Origin of the sequence: Nonomuraea sp. NPDC048892 (genome assembly GCF_040649735.1) — a bacterium.
GTDB lineage: Bacteria > Actinomycetota > Actinomycetes > Streptosporangiales > Streptosporangiaceae > Nonomuraea > Nonomuraea maheshkhaliensis.
In genome coordinates, this window is sequence record NZ_JBEZFZ010000052.1 from 1 (window position 1) to 15386 (window position 15386).

Here is a 15386-nt window from a genome sequence, read left to right on the forward strand (position 1 = left end):
GTGCCCTTGAGGAAGCCGGTGGTCGGGCTGCCGCCGTTGATCCAGGCCTTGGCCGCCGGGGTGGCGAAGCCCCAGCCGAAGGTCTTGTCCAGGAAGGCCCAGAGGAAGATCCAGCCGATCGAGATCCGGGCGGCGGCCCAGGCGTAGTCGGCGGGGTTCTTGTGCTCCGCCTGGTCCACGCCGGTGTGCATCATGGGCTTGTCGATGGTGGTGGCCATGGCGAGCCTCCCCTTTCCTGGTTTCTCGTACGTTCCTGTCTCACCTCCATCACACCGTTCGCGGCGGCCGGTGCTCAGTGCCGTACGACCCGAGGCGGAAGGACCTTGGTCCTCGCACAGAGGCCCGTGCTGAGGAACAGAAGGCCCCCGTCCGGCGGGGCGGGTGGCTGGGTAGCCTCGCACGGGGCGGCTCGCATCAGCTGTCACCCCTGTCCGCACCGTCGAGGAGACACTCATGACTCATCCGGGCGATTTCGGGCGTCGTATCACCCATCACCGTACGAAGCTGAACCTGACGCTGGAGGAGGTGGCCGATCGTGCGGACATGTCGGCCGGATACGTTCAGCCCTGGAGGACCACCTTGGCGCCCCCGACAGGGGCACGGTGACCCGGCTGGCCAAGGCGCTGGAGACCACGGAGGAGGCTCTGCTGGGCGGAGGGTATGAGCGCTATCAGGTGCACGACGGCGCGATCGTCTTCCGCACCGCCCACGGCGGCCCCATGGACCAGGACCTGCGCACGGGTGTCGAGGGCGTGGAGATCGAGATCGGCTTCCAGGTCGACCGAATCGACGAGGCACGGCGCGAGGGCTGGAGCGTGCTCGTCCAAGGCCCCGCCCACCACGTGCCCGACGACGACGCGGCCACGGTGAGCGGGGCCGACGTCACCCCTTGGGCGGGCGGCGATCGGCACCTCTACATCCGCATCGCGCCCCACCAGATCACCGGCCGCCGCATCCACGGCCTCTGACCGCGCACCCTGACGGCATCGGGTGTGGAGATGAAGACACCCGCGGAGTGATCGAACGGTCCCGTCCGGCCCGGAGTCGCCGCCTTCTGCGGCCGGAGCATCGTGACTGCCACTCTCCGGTGCCGGTCGGGCCGCCGCGGGGATGGGATTCTCTCGCCTCGGCGGGTGTCTTCCTTCATTCTCGTGACGTGCCCCCGGCCGGGAAAGGGCCGTTGGTCCTCGCCTATCGGACGAACGGCCCGCGCAGGCTGTGACTTGGATCGTTTGAGGTCGTGATTCTTGGATCGGTATTTGTCGTGGGGGTCACCATAGTGATCACCGAGCACCAGGGCGGAGGGAGCGATCACCTTGTTTGAGCTGCCTGGGATGGCGTCCGGGGTCCGGCCTCGTGACTGGGCCTCAGTGTCGGCGGCGGGGCGGGGCGAGGTGCTCGGTGACCTTGGCGATGGCCTCAGGGCCGGGTTTGACGTAGCGCATGGCGGTGCGGGGGTTCTTGTGCCGGGTCTTGCCCATGATGAGCTGCAGCGGGACTTCGGCTTCACCGAGGTGGGTAGCGGCGCTGTGGCGCAGCTGGTGCAGGTCGAGCCCGGCATAGGTGTCGAGCAGCACCCGGACGCGTTCGTAACCGAGGCGGCCCCGGCCGGTGTGCGGGCAGATGTCGGCGGCGGCCGGGCGGCGGGCGGGGACGGGGCGGCGTTCGGACCGGAATAGCGGGCCGTGCGTGCGTGAGCTGCCGTCCGGGAGCCGGAGCAGGCGGGGCAGCAGGTGGGCGGTGAGGCTGTCCCAGTACACCCACTCTACCGCGCCGCCCTTGGACCGGACGGGGCTGCGGCGGTGCTCCAGGTCGAGGTCCTCGACGTTCAGTGCCAGGATCTCAGCCGCTCTGGCCGCCGTTTCATAGAGCATCCGCCACAGCGCCCGCTCACGCAGTGGGATGTCACGGCGCGACAGAAGCCGGTGGATCCGACCGCGCGGGTCTCGTCGGCGCTCTCCTTGCGGCGCTCAGCGTCGGCCGGGACCGACGGCGCGGCCCAGTGCTTCTTGGGGCGGTACCAGGACAGCCAGGAGACGATAGCGGCGCGGTTGCGGTTCCAGGTCGCCGGCGCGCTTGCCCCCACAGCTCGCTGAGCGCTTGGCCGGCGGCCTTCCGGTGTGGTGTCGATGTTTTGATCCAGCGCCCGCAGGCCGGCGCCGGCGCGCAGCGCGTCGAGGGCCTTGTCGAATGCGGGGCGGCTGGACAGGGTGCCGCTGATCGTGTCGATGTAGGTGCGGTCGCATCCGGCGGCCTGCAGTCGGTCGCGCTGGGCGTGGGGGTTTTGGTCGCGGGTCGAGACACGTCCATAGCCAAGATCCATGACAGCACACCGTTAACCGACAAGATTATCAATGGCTGCCCCGCTGCTACTCAAGCCCGTCGTATGGGGTGGGCCTCCGTACGGTCGAGAAGGCGTTGGCAGCACGGACAGCGTGTGCTGGTGCGGACGTAGAGCGAACTCTGCTGCGGTGTGTCCGCACCCATGGTGGCCGATGGATCGCAGCACGGCCGTGAATGTGTGATGGTCCTGGTCCTTCAGCCTCTACGACGCCGACGGACTGTCGCTTGTGGAGGCCGCAAGGCGGGCAACAAGGTTGCTTCGAGTACGTCGGCGACAGTGTTCTGCTTGAGGTGTCCGGTGTTGACGTCGGCGGCGGCGGCGTGCAGCAGGCTGTAGACGGTGGTGACCAGCCAGTTCAGTGGGAGGTCGGTGCGGAAGGCTCCCTCCTGCTGACCGCGGATGAGGAGTTGCTCGACACGGCTCATGGCTTGGTCGTGGTGCTGGCGCAGCACGGCGGGGTCGAGTTCGCGTTGGGCGATCTCGAACAGTCGGCGGTGCCGGTCGAGGACGTGCCAGGAGATGTGCAGCAGCCTGCTGAGGGCGTCGACGGCGGGGCCCTCGTTCGGGGCGGCGGTGTCGATGACGGCGCTGGCCAGGGCGATGGTGTGGTCGAGGACGGCTTCCAGCAGTACTTCCCGTGAGGGGAAGTGGGCGTAGAGGGTGACCCGTCCGACTCCGGCGGTGCGGGCGATCGCCGTCATGCTCGCCTGGGGTTGCTCGGTGAAGCACACGAGCGCGGCGTCGAGGATGGCGGTGATGTTGCGTTCGGCGTCGGCGCGGCGCCGGGGCGCACTCTGCTTCTCCCCGGCGCCGTCTGGTTGATGGCCCGTGTCCGTGGTTCCCACGATGACCCAGCCTAGATGGTCAGTGGGCGAACACGGGGCCGTCGGTGGCAGGCGGGCGGCCCGCTGGTATCAGACACCCGGCGGCCGTGGCCATGATCACGGCTGTTACGGCGGCGGCGGTGAACGCCGCGCCGAATCCGGTGACTGATGCTGGGCCCACGGGCATGGTGTCCAGGCTGGCGGCGGCGATGGTGGATACGAACGCGATGCCCAGGGTGGCGCCGAGTTCGTGTCCGGTGTTGATCAGCGCGGAGACCATGCCGGCGTCGTGCGGATCGACGTGCGCCATCACGGTGATGGTCGCAGTGACGAACGTCGCGCCGAGGCCGAGCCCGGAGATGGCGAAGCCGGGCAGAAAATGGACCAGTGCGTTGCCGTCGGCGGGCAGCTGGGCCAGCAGCAGCGCGCCGATCGCGGCGAGGAGAAAGCCGGCTGCGGCAGCGGGCCGTCCGCCGAATCGCCCGACGATCCGCACCCCCAGGTGCGTGCCGAGCCCGATGACCAATGCGGCGGGGAGGAAGAGCAGCCCAGTGCTCAGCGCGCTCAGCCCGAGCACGTGCTGGAGGTATTGAGAGCCCAGGAAGAAGTGGGCCAGCAGCAGACCGGACGCGGTCAACATGACTAGGTTCCCTGCGGCCACGGGACGCCGGGCCAGCACTGCCAGGCGCACCAGCGGCACCATCGTGACGCGCTCGATCAGGACGAACACCACCAACAGCACGACGCCTGCGGCGAGGGCGAGCAGCGTCACCGTGTCGCCCCAGCCGGTGTCGCCTGCCCGCACCAGCCCGTAGATCAGTGAGCCGACGGCGAGGGCGGCGGTCACCGCGCCCGGCACGTCGATCTGGGTCGCGTGGCGGGTGGAACGGCCGGAGGGGACCACCATCGGCAGGGTCACGGCGACCAGGATGCCGACGGGTACGTTGATGAAGAACACCCATTCCCAGCCGGGTCCGGCGGTGAACACCCCGCCGAGCAGCACGCCGATGGCCGCGCCCGCGCCGCCGATGGCCGCCCAGACGCCGAGCGCGCGGTTGCGGTCCGGGCCGTGGAAGGTCGTGGTCACGATCGACAGGGCCGCGGGTGACAACATTGCCGCACCGATGCCCTGCGCGGCACGCGCGGCAACGAGCATGGCCGCATCACCGGCCAGCCCGGAGACGAGCGAGGCGAGGGTGAACACCGCCAGCCCGGCCAGGAACACGCGCCTGCGGCCGAGCGCGTCGGCCATGCGCCCGCCGAGCAGCATCAGCCCGCCGAAGCACAGCGTGTAAGCGGTAATCACCCAGGTCAGCGCGGTCCGGTCCAGGTCGAGCCGGTCGGCGATTACCGGGAGCGCGACGTTCACCACCGTCACGTCCAGGATCACCATGAACTGGGCCAGGCACAGTAGGAGCAGCACCAACCAGCGCCGAGACGTTCGCTGCCCGTCGGCTGCCGCCAGGTGGTACCTGGCATGTGGGGTCTGATTCATCAATCCTCCTAAACTGAACATATGTGTTCGACTTAGGGTATGGTCGAGCTTGCGATAAGTCGAACAGCAGTGTCTAGATAAGGTGTGGTGAGGCAGATGGCCAGCGGACGACGGGCCGACCATGGCATGCGGGAGCTGGCAACCGGCGGTGCTCCAGCAGGATGGGTACTCGCTGCACGACGACGGCCCCGAGGAGGCTCACCCTCTGCTGGCCCGCTCCTGGCGGCCGATCATGCGTAGCGATCCGGCGTTGGGCACGGACACCATCGTCGTGCTGCTGCCGGCAGGGCTGATCTTCCTGGGGGCATTGGTGCTAGGCGTCTGGAAGTACTGGCAGATGGTCCACTCGGAACAGCACGTGGCCCACCCCTATGTGGACATCGCTCACAGGGCTGCGCTGCTCTATTCGTTCGCGACGCTGCTGATCGCGGTGTTCGTCGAGCTGAGTGGCTGGCCGCCGGTGGTGAATCTCGTCGCGGCCGGCGTCGTAATCCTGTTCTTCGTCGCGGCGATCGCGACCTACATCTACCATGGCTGGCGCCAGGACACCGACAACCAGCTTCGCCGTCCCGTCCGCGGTACGGCTGCCTTCATGTCCGCACTGATCGTCGGCGAGATCGGCGGCGTCACCGTCCTGTTGGCCGGATTCGTCCAGGCGCAACTGTTGTGAACCACCATGCCGGGAGGTGCTCGATGCTCGACGTGGTGGTCGTTGGAGTCGGGTTGGCGGGCCTCGCGGCAGTTGATGCGCTGAGGCGGATCTACGCCTCCTCTTCGTCGTCGTCCTCGTCGTCCTCGTCGCCTGCGGCGTCCGGGTCGCGCAGCTGCCGGCGCCCGCCCGGCAGCTGCGGCAGCGCGAACGAGTACTTCCCATAGACGTTCTTATCTGGACATTCGCTTGGGATGACCTTGGAGTTTCCCCTCTTTGACGCGTCTTCGTCGCATACGTTGGCCCACATCCCTGCTGCCGCAAGGCGAGGAGGCCGAGATGCGGGTCGTCAAGGAGCGGGATGGCAGGATCGTCCGCCGGGTTCGGCCGGTCAACGATGAGGGAGAGCCGGTGGGGCCGGTCTGCCGGCTTCTGGATCACCTTCGGGACAGGGAGTTCTCGCCGAACACTCTGAGCGCGTACGCGTACGACCTGAAGTACCTGTTCACCTTCCTCGATCAGGGAGCTTGGACTGGCAGGACTTCCGGGCGCCCTCGCGATAGGCCGCATCCAGGCCAGCCAAGTGAGTGGCCAGCAGCGCGCCGGGGTCCTCGGGCAGGCCCCGGGGCGGTCAGCACCGGTGTTTTGACCGCAGCCCACTCCGCACCCTCCAGCAGGTGCGCGTTCAGATTACGCCAGCGCAGCGAGGTCTCCGCGTAGATCTCCCGGCGTTTGAGATGCCGGTGGAACTGCTCCAGTACGCAGAAGGTGTAGGCGTTCTTGTCCACCGCGCCACCCGGATCGGCCGGGTGGCCGAACACCAGGCGTTTCCACGGCCCGGTCACCACCTGCGCGTGCATGGTCTTGGTGGTCCATTTGCGGCTGGAGTCCAGCTGGGCGGCCAGGCAGCGCATCGCCCGTAACACCTCGATCCCCTCGGCGTTCGCGCCGAAGGCGATGATGGTCGGCAGCAGCTTCACAAACCCGCTGACCGTGGCGATCCGCCCGGTTATCTCCGCTCGCCAGCCGCCGTCGTCCTCGGCGTCCGGCGGCGGCACTATGCCGGTCACCGTGGCCACCGCCGCCCGCAACTCCGCGCGGGGAATGACCATGTCGATCGCGTCCCACACCTCGGCCAGCCGGATCTCCTCACCCCAGCCGGTAGCCTCCAGTAACACCTCCACCGCCACCACCAGCCGGGCCGAGGCCTTGGCCAGCTTGGGCGCCCGGCGCACCGTGCCCTTGTCGGCCGCCCGCTGCGCCTTGCCCAGCAGTTCGGTGACCATCAGCAGGTCCAGCAGTTCAAGGCCGTCATCGACCGTCTTGGCCTCCAGATGGCGCACCGTGGCCAGCAGCGTGGCCAGCTTGCGCGCCTCGGGGTGGCGCTTGAGCTGTGAGGGCTTGGCGCCCCTATGCCGTAGCGGGCCGGCTCCGCCAGCCGTCGGCGCGGCATCTGCGTGCCCAGCTCGATTTTCCCGAACCCCGCCTGGCAGATCTCCCTGACCAGCTTCAGCGTCTTGACCATCTCCGGGCCCGAGGCTCGCGCCGGCCTGGTGCGCCAGCGCTCCAGATCCGACATCCGCATCCCCGGTCGGATCTCCGGCACCATCATCAGCACCTGGCGCTGCTCGGGCGTCGGCACCTCGTTCAAGGCGTCCCACAGCCGCGCAATCGCCTGTTCGCGTACGTGGGCGATCAGGCGCGTCAGCGTCGAGATGCCCGGCCGCAGCACATCGCGCTCGGCCAGCCATTTCACCGCCGTGGAAGATCGCGGTGCGCCCTTCCTCGAACATCCACGCCCGCGCGTCCACCCACGCGGTCAGCTCGTCTTCGACCTCGGCGAAGTCCCGCAGTCCAAAGACACGCCGAATCTCCCACGTGTGGTCCAGACGAGTCTTCTCCCGCTCGGTGTAGTGCTTCACGCACAACGGATCGGCGATCTCCAGCTGTTCGGCGACGAAGTCCATGACTTCCGTTGGCACGTCCAGCGGATCGGTGAGAAACGTGCGCAAGAAACGCACCGTCCCGAGCTGCAAGGCAAACCCGAGTTTCAGGTGGCCCCCGCGCCGTTTGGCGATCAGGGCCTTGTCTGCGTCATCGAGGAAGAAGACCCTCTCCAATTCGTCCCGCGACGGAGGACCGTCGAACGGCTACGACGTCGTCATTCAAGAACTCCACAGGCACGGCCCACAAGGTAGGGCCAGACATAATTAATTTTCCGGAGAGTCCTCGAATCGTTACACAGCGTTCAATCGGCGCGCCTGTTGAAGACCGATTTAGGTGTGCGATGGAACGAAATCCGGCGTTACCGCTTCAGGGAACGCAGGCTGTGAGTACGGCCTGGACCAGGTCGACCACTCGCTAACGCCGGATTTCGTTCCACTGTTCTCCGGCCCCCATGTCACGGTGGCGTGCCCGCTGTGCCACTCAATCGTGATCACCCAAGACGGTGCGACGCTCAGGTGCGCCACGGATGCACGATGAGCCGGGTCACGATTGCTGGAACGGGTAGCTGCTGCTCGTGATGCGGTCAGAAGATCAGGTTCAGTGCGGCCTCGCGCCGGAAGGCGGGGGCGGTATGAGGGTTGCCGGCGTTGAACGGCGGTTGGGGGTCGTATTCGATCGCGAGCTGCACGGTCCGCGCCGTCTCCTCATCCTGCGCCTCGGCGAGGAAGGTCAGCGCCATGTCGATGCCGGAGGAGATTCCAGCGGCTGTCACGATCTTGCCGTCGAATACGACGCGTTCCTTGACGTGTTCGGCGCCGACGGCGGGAAGCTGCTCGGCCCAGCCCCAGTGGCTGGTGGCTTTACGACCGGCCAGCACACCGGCCGCGCCGAGGACGAAGGAGCCGCTGCAGACCGAGGTGGTCCATCGGGTGTGCTCGTGCGCGGCGCGGATCCAGGACAACAGTTGCTGGTCGCCCGTGGCGGCCAGGGTCCCGGGGCCTCCGGGTACCAGGATCACGTCCGGCCGGGGCAGGTCGGCGAAGGAGGCGGTAGCGGTGATCGCGAGGCTGGCTTTGTCGTCGATGACTGGGCCGGGTACGGCGGCCACGAAGGTGACCGTCCAGCCCGGCGCGAAGGCCAGAACGGTGTAGGGGCCGACCGCGTCCAGGGCGGTGAACCGGGGGTAGAGAGGGATGGCGACGTGCATGGTCAGTTCTCCTGTGTCTGGAACCGGCGGCGGTAGTCGCCGGGTGAGATCCGCCAGTGTCGGCGGAAGACGCGGTAGAGGGTTTCCGGCGTACCGAGCCCGGATAGGCTCGCGATGCGGTCGAGCGGATGGCCGGTGCTCTCCAGCAGTCGGCGAGCGGCGTCGGCGCGGCTGCGCTCGACGTATCGGCCGGGAGAGACTCCGGTCTGGTTGGTGAAGATCCGCGAGAAGTGGCGCTCGCTCATCCCTGCGCGCCGGGCCAGTGCCGGCACGCTCAGGTCATCGGCGGGGTTGGCGTCGATGAAGGCTTGGAGTTCGCGCAGCGGCTCGGTGCGCGGTGTGCCGGCCCTCATTGGGGTGCTGAACTGGTCTTGCCCGCCCGGCCGGTGCAGGTACACCACGAGCCCGCGGGCGACTTTCCGGGCCAGCGCGTGGCCGTGGTCCTCGGCCACCAGCGCGAGCGTGAGGTCGATTCCGGCGGTGACTCCGGCCGAGGTCCAGACCTCCCCGTCCCGGATGTAGATCGGATTGGCGTCCACCGTGGTAGCCGGGTAACGGCGGCCGAGGTCGGCGGCCGCCATCCAGTGCGTGGTCGCCCGTCGGCCATTCAGCAGCCCGGCCTCAGCCAGCAGGAAGGCTCCGGTGCAGACCGACGCGACCCGGCGGCTCACACGCGCCAGCCGGGCGATCTGCTCAACCAGCTCCCGATCATCCACGCAGTCCGGGACCTTCAGGCCGCCCAGCACCAGCAGCGTGTCGACCGGCCCCTCGACCTCGCGCAGGGCTATTGCCGCGTCGATCACGATCCCGCCGTGAGCCGCCACGGCGCCGGCGCGCACCGCGGCCACCTCCACCCGGTAGCCGCCCTCCGGGGCGAACAAGCTCGCGGTCTCGAACACGTCCACTGGCCCGGCCAGATCAAGGAGCTGGAACCCCTCGAAGATCACCACAACCACTCGTCGCCGCATGACATTCATCCTGGTCAGTGACATGGATGGCGTCAATGACACAGATATTGCAAATTAGGCCATGAACAGGTTGCCGATCGGCGCTCAGGTGACGGCTATCCCGGGAAGTGACAGCTATCCCGGGAAGTGACAGCTACCGCCGAGCGTAAAACGATCATGAAACCTTAAAACGCAAGCACGTACTTGGTCGGGGCCGCATTGGACCCGTTGGTAAGAATCGCGCCACATGACCTGAACGAGAGGCATAGCCGCAGCAGCTCATGATGTGCAGTTGCGGGACGCCGCCAAGAGCGGGTTCGGTCCGGACATTCGGGGTGAGTCTGGCGCGCAGCAACGTGATCACGATGCGTCGTGCGTTTGCGCAGCCGCCTGGGCCGGTTACTGCATCAGCTCGGTATGCGGATGCTCCGGCGCTGCCGGGCAGAGGTAGAGCTGCTGGTTGTAGCCGCGGCCGATCTGGACCGCGGCCGGGTTACTCGGGTCGGGGTAGGCCGGGTTCGCGGCCGAGGGGGAAAGCGCAGGCAGGTGATCGCACGGGAGTGGCCTGCGCCGGATGCGGGGCACCCCTCGTGCTCACGTGCTGCGGTGGTCACAGGGGTGCGCTCGCGCGGAGGCGGGCGTGGCGGGCGGGTGAGTGTCGTGAGTATCCAATCAACGGACCGCCCGGCATCCTGAAGCCCGGCCGACGGGTTTGCCCCGTCGCGCCGGGCATGTCAGACGGTTCGCAGTGCCTCGGTAGGTTGCATGCGGGCCGCGCGGATGGCGGGCAGCAGCCCGGCGGTGGCGCCAATGGCGACGGCCGCGCCCAGCCCGCCGGCCCAGGTCAGCGGGGGTATCACGGTGGCCCAGTTGTTGATGTGGGTGTAGATGGTGGTGGCCAGGGCACCGAGGGCCACGCCGGCGAGGCCGCCGAGCGCGCCCAGCAGGATCGCCTCCGACAGGAACTGCAGGCGAATGTCTGCTCTGGTCGCTCCGAGGGAGCGGCGCAGGCCGATCTCGGAGCGGCGTTCCAGGACCGAGATGACCATGGTGTTGGCGACGCCGATGCCGCCGACGAGCAGTGCGACCGCGCCCAGGCCCAGGAACAGGCCGTTGAACGCGGATTGGGCGGCCGCGCGGGCCACCAGGGCGGCGGAGGGCTGGCTGACGTTGACCTCGCCGGGATTGCGCGGGTTGGTGGTGGCGGCCAGTACCTTCCGCACGCTGGGCACGTGTTCGGTGGCCGCCCGCACGTAGATCGTGGTCGGATGGCCGTCGAAGCGCAGGTATTTTTCGGCGGCCGGATAGCCGACCAGTACCGCGGAGTCGATCTCCGGCGTCAGCTTCGCCGGGTTGAGGATCCCGGCGACGTAGAACCATTGCCCGCCGACCCAGATGCGCATCCCCTGGTGGATCTTCGCGATGCCGAGACGCCGGGCAGCGTCGGCGCCGAGGACGGCGACCGGTTGCCGGGCGGTGGCGGCGTTGAGATAGGCGCCTTGGGCCAGGCTGGTGCGCACCGCGGCGGGCAGGTCCAGGCTGGCCGCGTTGACGCTCAGCGAGTTGGTGTTGAAGGCGGGGATGTAGGGGTTGCGGAAGGCGTTGGCCGTGGTTTTACCGGTGTGTTCGACCTTCTCGACCGGGCCGATTCTGGCGATCATCCCCGGCGCGTCACCGGGCAGCTTCGCATTGTCGCCGCCCATGGTCTGGCCGGGGGTGACGGTGAGCAGGTTGGTGCCCAGCTTGTCGATCTCGGCCAGCAACCCGGCCTGGGAGGAGGCCGACAAGCCCAGCACGGCCACCATCGCCGCGACGCCGATGGCGATGCCGAGCGCCGACAGGGCCGCTCGCATCCGCCGGGTCCGCAGCCCCAGGCTGGCCACCCGCGCCAGGTCGGCCGAATACATCACGGCTCCCGCCCATCGGCGACGAGGTGCCCGTCCAGCATCTCGATGCGGCGGGGCAGCCTCGCGGCCAGCTCCCGGTCATGCGTGATCATGATGATAGTGGCGCCTTCGGCGTTGAGCTTCTTCAGCAGGGTGAAGATCGCGGCTCCGGAAACGCTGTCGAGGTTACCGGTGGGCTCGTCGGCCAGCACGATCGCCGGGTTGCCGACCAGCGCGCGGGCGATCGCGACCCGCTGCCGCTCACCGCCCGACAACTGGGGGGGACGGTGGTCCAAGCGATGCCCCAGCCCGACCCGCTCCAACGCCTCGGACGCCGCCTGCAGCCTGGCGCGATATCTGACACCGGTGTACAGCATGCCGTCGGCCACGTTCTCCACAGCCGTGGCGTGCTGGGCCAGGAAGAACTGCTGGAAGACGAACCCGATCCGCATCGCCCGCAGTCTGGCCAAGGCCCGGTCGGACATGCTCGCCACGTCGTCGCCGACGATGCGCACCGTGCCCAAGGTGGGCCGATCCAGCGTACCCATGATCTGCAGCAGCGTCGATTTGCCCGACCCGGACGGCCCCACGACGCCGACCAGTTCGCCGGCCTCGACGGTGAAGCTGACCTCCTGAAGCGCCACCACCGGTGTCGCGCCAGGATAGACCTTGCTCACCCGGTCCAGTTCCAGAACACTCCTCATGACGCAGGCACCACGATGCGCTGACCTTCGGCCAGGCCGTCGCCGGTGACCTCGACCCTGCCCTCGCTGTCGTCGAACAGCCCCGTCGTCACACCCACCAGCCGATGCTCGCCACCGGCGTCCACGACCTCGACCGCGTAGCCGCCACCGGCCAGCGCGAGCAGCGAATTCACCGGCACCGACAGCACGTCCTCGGCGGTGCCGGTGACGATCGAGACCTGTACCGGCGCCTTATCCAGGCTGCCGGTCTGCTTCGGCCTGGTCGGCCGGATCTTCACCTCGATCGTGGTCCCGCTGTCGGAGGTGGTGGCGACCTTGCCGACCTCGGAGACCACGCCCGGCGCTGTCTTGCCGTCGGGCAGCGTGATGATCACTTTGTCGCCGACGGCCACCTGGCTCTGCCGGCCGGCGTTCAGCTCGACGGTAACCTGCCGTGCCGTCGAGGATGCCTCAAGCACCACGGTCCCGGCCGCCGTCTGCGCGCCGCTGACCGCGTTCACCTTCAGCACCCGGATCGTCTTGGCCGGCACGAACACCGCCTGGCCGAGTGCAAGGTTCCCCGACTCTTCCAGTCCGGCCCTGTCCTGCAGGTCCCGAAGAGCGTTGTAGGTGGCCCTGCCGAAGTAGTCGGATCCGGGGTCGAGCTGGTCCTTGGTGGCGTGGCCGAGCGTCACCAGCGCGGCGTTCAGCTGCTGAACGTCGGCGCCGTCGGCGCCCCACGACAGCGACCGGTAGATGGGAACCGCACCGTGGAGCAGCACCACGGGCTTGCCGTCCACCCGGTAGAGCACATTGCCCGCGGTGACGACCTGGCCCACGGCGGGCAGCTTGGTCACCGTACCGGCAGCCCTGTTGACGATCTGGTGGTTGCCCGCGTAGCCGAGCGTGCCGTTTTGCAGGGTACGGGCCGACAATGTGCCCTTGGTCACCTGTGCCAGCCCGGTCCTGGCCGGGCTCTGGGCGGTGGTGCTCGCAGTGGGCGCGGCGAACGGGTCGGCGCGCAAGACCCAGCCACCCCCGGCCACCAGTGCGCCGGCCGCCACCAGCGCGGCCACCCAGCGCATCGCACTCAACTGCCGCCGCCGGTCTTGCCGGGGGTCATGTTCCGGATGCTCTGCGGCTGGTATTGCTTACAGGATTCCTCGGCCTTCTTGAACTGCGGCGTGTTCGGGTCGTCGTTGAGCTTGAAACCGCCACCTGCGTCAGGGTCGGGGAACGACGGCACGCCGTTGTCACGCATGCACGCGGCGTACTTGAGCTTGTCCGCCGTGGACCACGTCGCGTTGGGGTCGTTCTGCGGGGGAGGAGCGGGCATGAACTCCTTGCAGGCCTCGGCGGCCTTCTTGAACGCCGGGGAGTTGAGATCGATCCCCTCTCCCATGCCCTTGCCCGGCTCCGGGTCCTTGAAGTCCGGCAACCCGTTGTCGCGGACACACTGGGCGAAGGCCACCGGATCGGCCTTGGAACCGCCCTGCGGGGCGGCGGCGGACGCCGGACCGGCCTGCGGCGCTAGGGAGGCCACCGTCCTGCCGGGTTCCTGGCTGTCCCCGCAGGCCACGCCGGCCAGCGCGAGGGCGGCCAGCGCGAGAACCGGTGCGACGGCCCGCGCGGTGCTCTTGCGTGAGCACTTCCGCCTGGCCACGCTCTGGCCGAGAGTGCTTGCCATGTCGTTCTCCATCGTGTGCGGGTGAGTATTGGCCCGGTCGCCGAGACGGCGCGTGCGGTGGCCGTCCCGGCGACCGGGTGAGGGCAGCGTCGGCTACTTCGCGGGTACAGGGGTGCCGTCGCAGCCGCGGTCGATGCGGCCCGTGGTGAAGTACGACACGAGCTCGGCGGCGCAGTCCGGCACGCGCAGGACGGACCCGTGCACGTCGTCGGCGACGGTGAAGACCGTGCCGCCGACGGCGGCGTGCATCTGCTTGGTCCACTCATACAGGGAGACGGCTTCGTAGCGATGTCCGGCCAGCACCAGCGACCCGCCGCGACGCTGCACCTTGATCTTCTGCACCGGCAGCGGCCAGCCCGCGCATTGGGCGGAGAACCTACTGGCCCGCCCGGTGACCGGGTTGCGCTCAAGTCGCCGCTGGTAGGTGGCCCAGGCATCGGAGAAGTTGAGCCGGCTGGGGTCCTCGTTGCAGAAGACGGCCTGGCCCGCGGTCGCGTTGAACCGCTCCGGCGCGCCGGCCGGCGCGCGCTGCAGAGTGCCCTGCCCGAGAAGTCCCCTCAGGGCCGGCGGCGCGGTGTCACTCTCGTCCCGCATCTCCTTGAACGCCTGGGCGACCTGCGGCCAGTCCGGTGCGCTCTGGATGGCCAGCATGGAGACCGTGGCACCATCGGCCACCATCTCCCAGTCGCTATAGCGCCTCGGCTGCTCGTCATAGGCGCGACCGAGCGCCAGCACCGTGGCCCGCACCTGCTTCGCGGTGCTGCCGAGGCCGTAGGTCCCGTTGCGCTCGGCGATCCAGGCCGCCATCCGCGGGAAGTGACGCTCGGTGCCCGCCGCGTGGCCGTCCTCGAAGTCGTCGAGCCGGAAGTTCACCGGCGCCACGCTGTCCAGGAACATGCGTCCGACGCTGTGCGGGAACGTGCTGCGGTAGACCGCGCCCAGCCAGGTGCCCCAGGAGATGCCCAGGAAACTGAGCTTGCGCTCGCCCAGTGCGATCCGCACCCGATCAAGGTCACGGGCCGCGTTCTGGGTGGTGAGCTGGCCGAGGAAGGCGGGATCGAAATCCCCGCACGCCTTGTTCGCCGCGGCCCCGGACTCGTGGACGAGCTTGGCCGTCTCCTCGGGCAGCGGCCCCGGCTGGGGCGGCACGCCCTGGCCCTGGGGGGCCGGGCAGTCGACCTTGGTGCTGTAACCGACCCCGCGGGGATCGAAGCCGATCAGGTCGTAGCGGTCGTTGAGCTTGGCGTTCGTCTGGTTCATCGAGGCGATCTGGAGCGGGAATAGGTAACCGGAGGCGCCTGGCCCGCCCGGGTTGAGCGCCAGGCTGCCCAGCCGGTGCTTGCGGTCGATGGCCTTGACCCGGGTGATCGCGATGGTGATCTGCCGTCCGCCTGGTTTGCGGTAGTCCAGTGGAACGCTGACGGTTCCGCACTCCATCCGGCCCAGCAGCGCACGGAACGTCCGCCGTTGCTCATCAGTGACGGCAAGGCTACGGATCACCTCGTCGGAATAGGCGGGACACGACCGCCACGTGACCGATGCCAGCGCCTGCCCGCTGTCAGCCGTCGCGGCGGGCGAGCCCGCGATCAGCGCGGTCAAGGTGACGGCACTCGCGGCTGCGGCGGCAACCGCGCGGCCGGTCAGAAGTCCATGTTCAGTCATGTGGCCCACCTTGGTGGCGGCGATCGTGCACCCGCGTCCGCCTCCAGCCACACGT

At 68.7% G+C, this 15386-nt stretch carries 15 protein-coding genes and 1 pseudogene; 2 read left to right on the forward strand and 14 right to left on the reverse strand.

The genetic code is table 11. From position 1 onward, the window contains the following. Positions 1–194 (reverse strand): annotated as a pseudogene (locus tag AB0C28_RS54920) (hypothetical protein); the annotation flags it as partial. A 408-nt stretch (positions 195–602) separates the two neighbouring features. On the opposite strand from AB0C28_RS54920, the gene AB0C28_RS54925 reads away from it, so the two are divergent. After that, positions 603–968 (forward strand): pyridoxamine 5'-phosphate oxidase family protein, encoded by a 366-nt coding sequence (locus AB0C28_RS54925; protein WP_358085286.1) that lies wholly within the window; start codon positions 603–605, stop codon positions 966–968. Positions 969–1367: 399 nt separating this feature from the next. Here AB0C28_RS54925 and AB0C28_RS54930 read toward each other — a convergent pair whose 3' ends face one another. The 4 genes from AB0C28_RS54930 to AB0C28_RS54945 all read right to left on the reverse strand — a co-directional run bounded on the left by AB0C28_RS54930 (position 1368) and on the right by AB0C28_RS54945 (position 4663). Next, positions 1368–1874 (reverse strand): site-specific integrase, encoded by a 507-nt coding sequence (locus AB0C28_RS54930; RefSeq protein WP_358085288.1) that lies wholly within the window; start codon positions 1872–1874, stop codon positions 1368–1370. Further along, entirely contained in the window at positions 1829–2323 is a 495-nt protein-coding gene (locus tag AB0C28_RS54935) for a recombinase family protein (RefSeq protein ID WP_357863369.1), read from the reverse strand. The genes AB0C28_RS54930 and AB0C28_RS54935 overlap by 46 nt, the downstream gene beginning before the upstream one ends. Before the next feature lie 215 nt (positions 2324–2538). Further along, positions 2539–3189, reverse strand: coding sequence for a TetR/AcrR family transcriptional regulator (locus AB0C28_RS54940; protein WP_358085290.1), 651 nt, complete (start codon positions 3187–3189; stop codon positions 2539–2541). Between the two features lie 19 nt (positions 3190–3208). Further along, the gene (locus AB0C28_RS54945) at positions 3209–4663 is read right to left on the reverse strand and encodes an MFS transporter (protein ID WP_358085292.1); all 1455 of its coding nucleotides are present in this window, start codon (positions 4661–4663) and stop codon (positions 3209–3211) included. A 148-nt stretch (positions 4664–4811) separates the two neighbouring features. On the opposite strand from AB0C28_RS54945, the gene AB0C28_RS54950 reads away from it, so the two are divergent. Further along, the gene (locus tag AB0C28_RS54950; RefSeq protein ID WP_358085295.1) at positions 4812–5333 is read left to right on the forward strand and encodes a hypothetical protein; all 522 of its coding nucleotides are present in this window, start codon (positions 4812–4814) and stop codon (positions 5331–5333) included. A gap of 91 nt (positions 5334–5424) precedes the next feature. On the opposite strand, the gene AB0C28_RS54955 is transcribed toward AB0C28_RS54950, so the two are convergent. The 9 genes from AB0C28_RS54955 to AB0C28_RS54995 form a co-directional block, all read right to left on the reverse strand. Continuing rightward, positions 5425–5622: a hypothetical protein gene (locus AB0C28_RS54955; RefSeq protein ID WP_358085298.1), complete on the reverse strand. Its 198-nt coding sequence runs from the start codon at positions 5620–5622 to the stop codon at positions 5425–5427. A 208-nt stretch (positions 5623–5830) separates the two neighbouring features. Continuing rightward, on the reverse strand, positions 5831–7432 hold the full coding sequence (locus AB0C28_RS54960; protein ID WP_357848921.1) for a DUF4158 domain-containing protein: 1602 nt from the start codon (positions 7430–7432) through the stop codon (positions 5831–5833). Positions 7433–7842: 410 nt separating this feature from the next. Further along, positions 7843–8466: a DJ-1/PfpI family protein gene (locus AB0C28_RS54965; protein ID WP_357848924.1), complete on the reverse strand. Its 624-nt coding sequence runs from the start codon at positions 8464–8466 to the stop codon at positions 7843–7845. Between the two features lie 2 nt (positions 8467–8468). Beyond that, positions 8469–9434 carry a GlxA family transcriptional regulator gene (locus AB0C28_RS54970; RefSeq protein WP_357848927.1) on the reverse strand — a complete coding sequence of 322 codons (966 nt, stop codon included), beginning with the start codon at positions 9432–9434 and terminating at the stop codon, positions 8469–8471. A gap of 713 nt (positions 9435–10147) precedes the next feature. After that, a complete protein-coding gene (locus tag AB0C28_RS54975) occupies positions 10148–11320 on the reverse strand; it encodes an ABC transporter permease (RefSeq protein ID WP_357848930.1) in 1173 nt (390 codons plus the stop codon). Continuing rightward, complete coding sequence (locus AB0C28_RS54980; RefSeq protein WP_357848933.1) at positions 11320–12003, reverse strand: ABC transporter ATP-binding protein; 684 nt, start codon at positions 12001–12003, stop codon at positions 11320–11322. The genes AB0C28_RS54975 and AB0C28_RS54980 overlap by 1 nt, the downstream gene beginning before the upstream one ends. Next, positions 12000–13067, reverse strand: coding sequence for an HlyD family efflux transporter periplasmic adaptor subunit (locus AB0C28_RS54985; protein ID WP_357848935.1), 1068 nt, complete (start codon positions 13065–13067; stop codon positions 12000–12002). The genes AB0C28_RS54980 and AB0C28_RS54985 overlap by 4 nt, the downstream gene beginning before the upstream one ends. A gap of 5 nt (positions 13068–13072) precedes the next feature. Further along, a complete protein-coding gene (locus tag AB0C28_RS54990; protein WP_357848940.1) occupies positions 13073–13669 on the reverse strand; it encodes a hypothetical protein in 597 nt (198 codons plus the stop codon). A gap of 93 nt (positions 13670–13762) precedes the next feature. Further along, a complete protein-coding gene (locus tag AB0C28_RS54995) occupies positions 13763–15331 on the reverse strand; it encodes an alpha/beta fold hydrolase (RefSeq protein ID WP_358085301.1) in 1569 nt (522 codons plus the stop codon). Positions 15332–15386 lie beyond the last annotated feature (55 nt).

Bases quoted from the DNA above. Each gene is read 5' to 3' on its own strand.
- AB0C28_RS54930 (WP_358085288.1), bottom strand. From the start codon at position 1,874: ATGCTCTATGAAACGGCGGCCAGAGCGGCTGAGATCCTGGCACTGAAC.
- AB0C28_RS54935 (WP_357863369.1), bottom strand. From the start codon at position 2,323: ATGGATCTTGGCTATGGACGTGTCTCGACCCGCGACCAAAACCCCCAC.
- AB0C28_RS54945 (WP_358085292.1), bottom strand. From the start codon at position 4,663: ATGAATCAGACCCCACATGCCAGGTACCACCTGGCGGCAGCCGACGGG.
- AB0C28_RS54955 (WP_358085298.1), bottom strand. From the start codon at position 5,622: ATGTGGGCCAACGTATGCGACGAAGACGCGTCAAAGAGGGGAAACTCC.
- AB0C28_RS54965 (WP_357848924.1), bottom strand. From the start codon at position 8,466: ATGCACGTCGCCATCCCTCTCTACCCCCGGTTCACCGCCCTGGACGCG.
- AB0C28_RS54970 (WP_357848927.1), bottom strand. From the start codon at position 9,434: ATGCGGCGACGAGTGGTTGTGGTGATCTTCGAGGGGTTCCAGCTCCTT.
- AB0C28_RS54975 (WP_357848930.1), bottom strand. From the start codon at position 11,320: ATGTATTCGGCCGACCTGGCGCGGGTGGCCAGCCTGGGGCTGCGGACC.
- AB0C28_RS54980 (WP_357848933.1), bottom strand. From the start codon at position 12,003: ATGAGGAGTGTTCTGGAACTGGACCGGGTGAGCAAGGTCTATCCTGGC.
- AB0C28_RS54985 (WP_357848935.1), bottom strand. From the start codon at position 13,067: ATGCGCTGGGTGGCCGCGCTGGTGGCGGCCGGCGCACTGGTGGCCGGG.
- AB0C28_RS54990 (WP_357848940.1), bottom strand. From the start codon at position 13,669: ATGGCAAGCACTCTCGGCCAGAGCGTGGCCAGGCGGAAGTGCTCACGC.
- AB0C28_RS54995 (WP_358085301.1), bottom strand. From the start codon at position 15,331: ATGACTGAACATGGACTTCTGACCGGCCGCGCGGTTGCCGCCGCAGCC.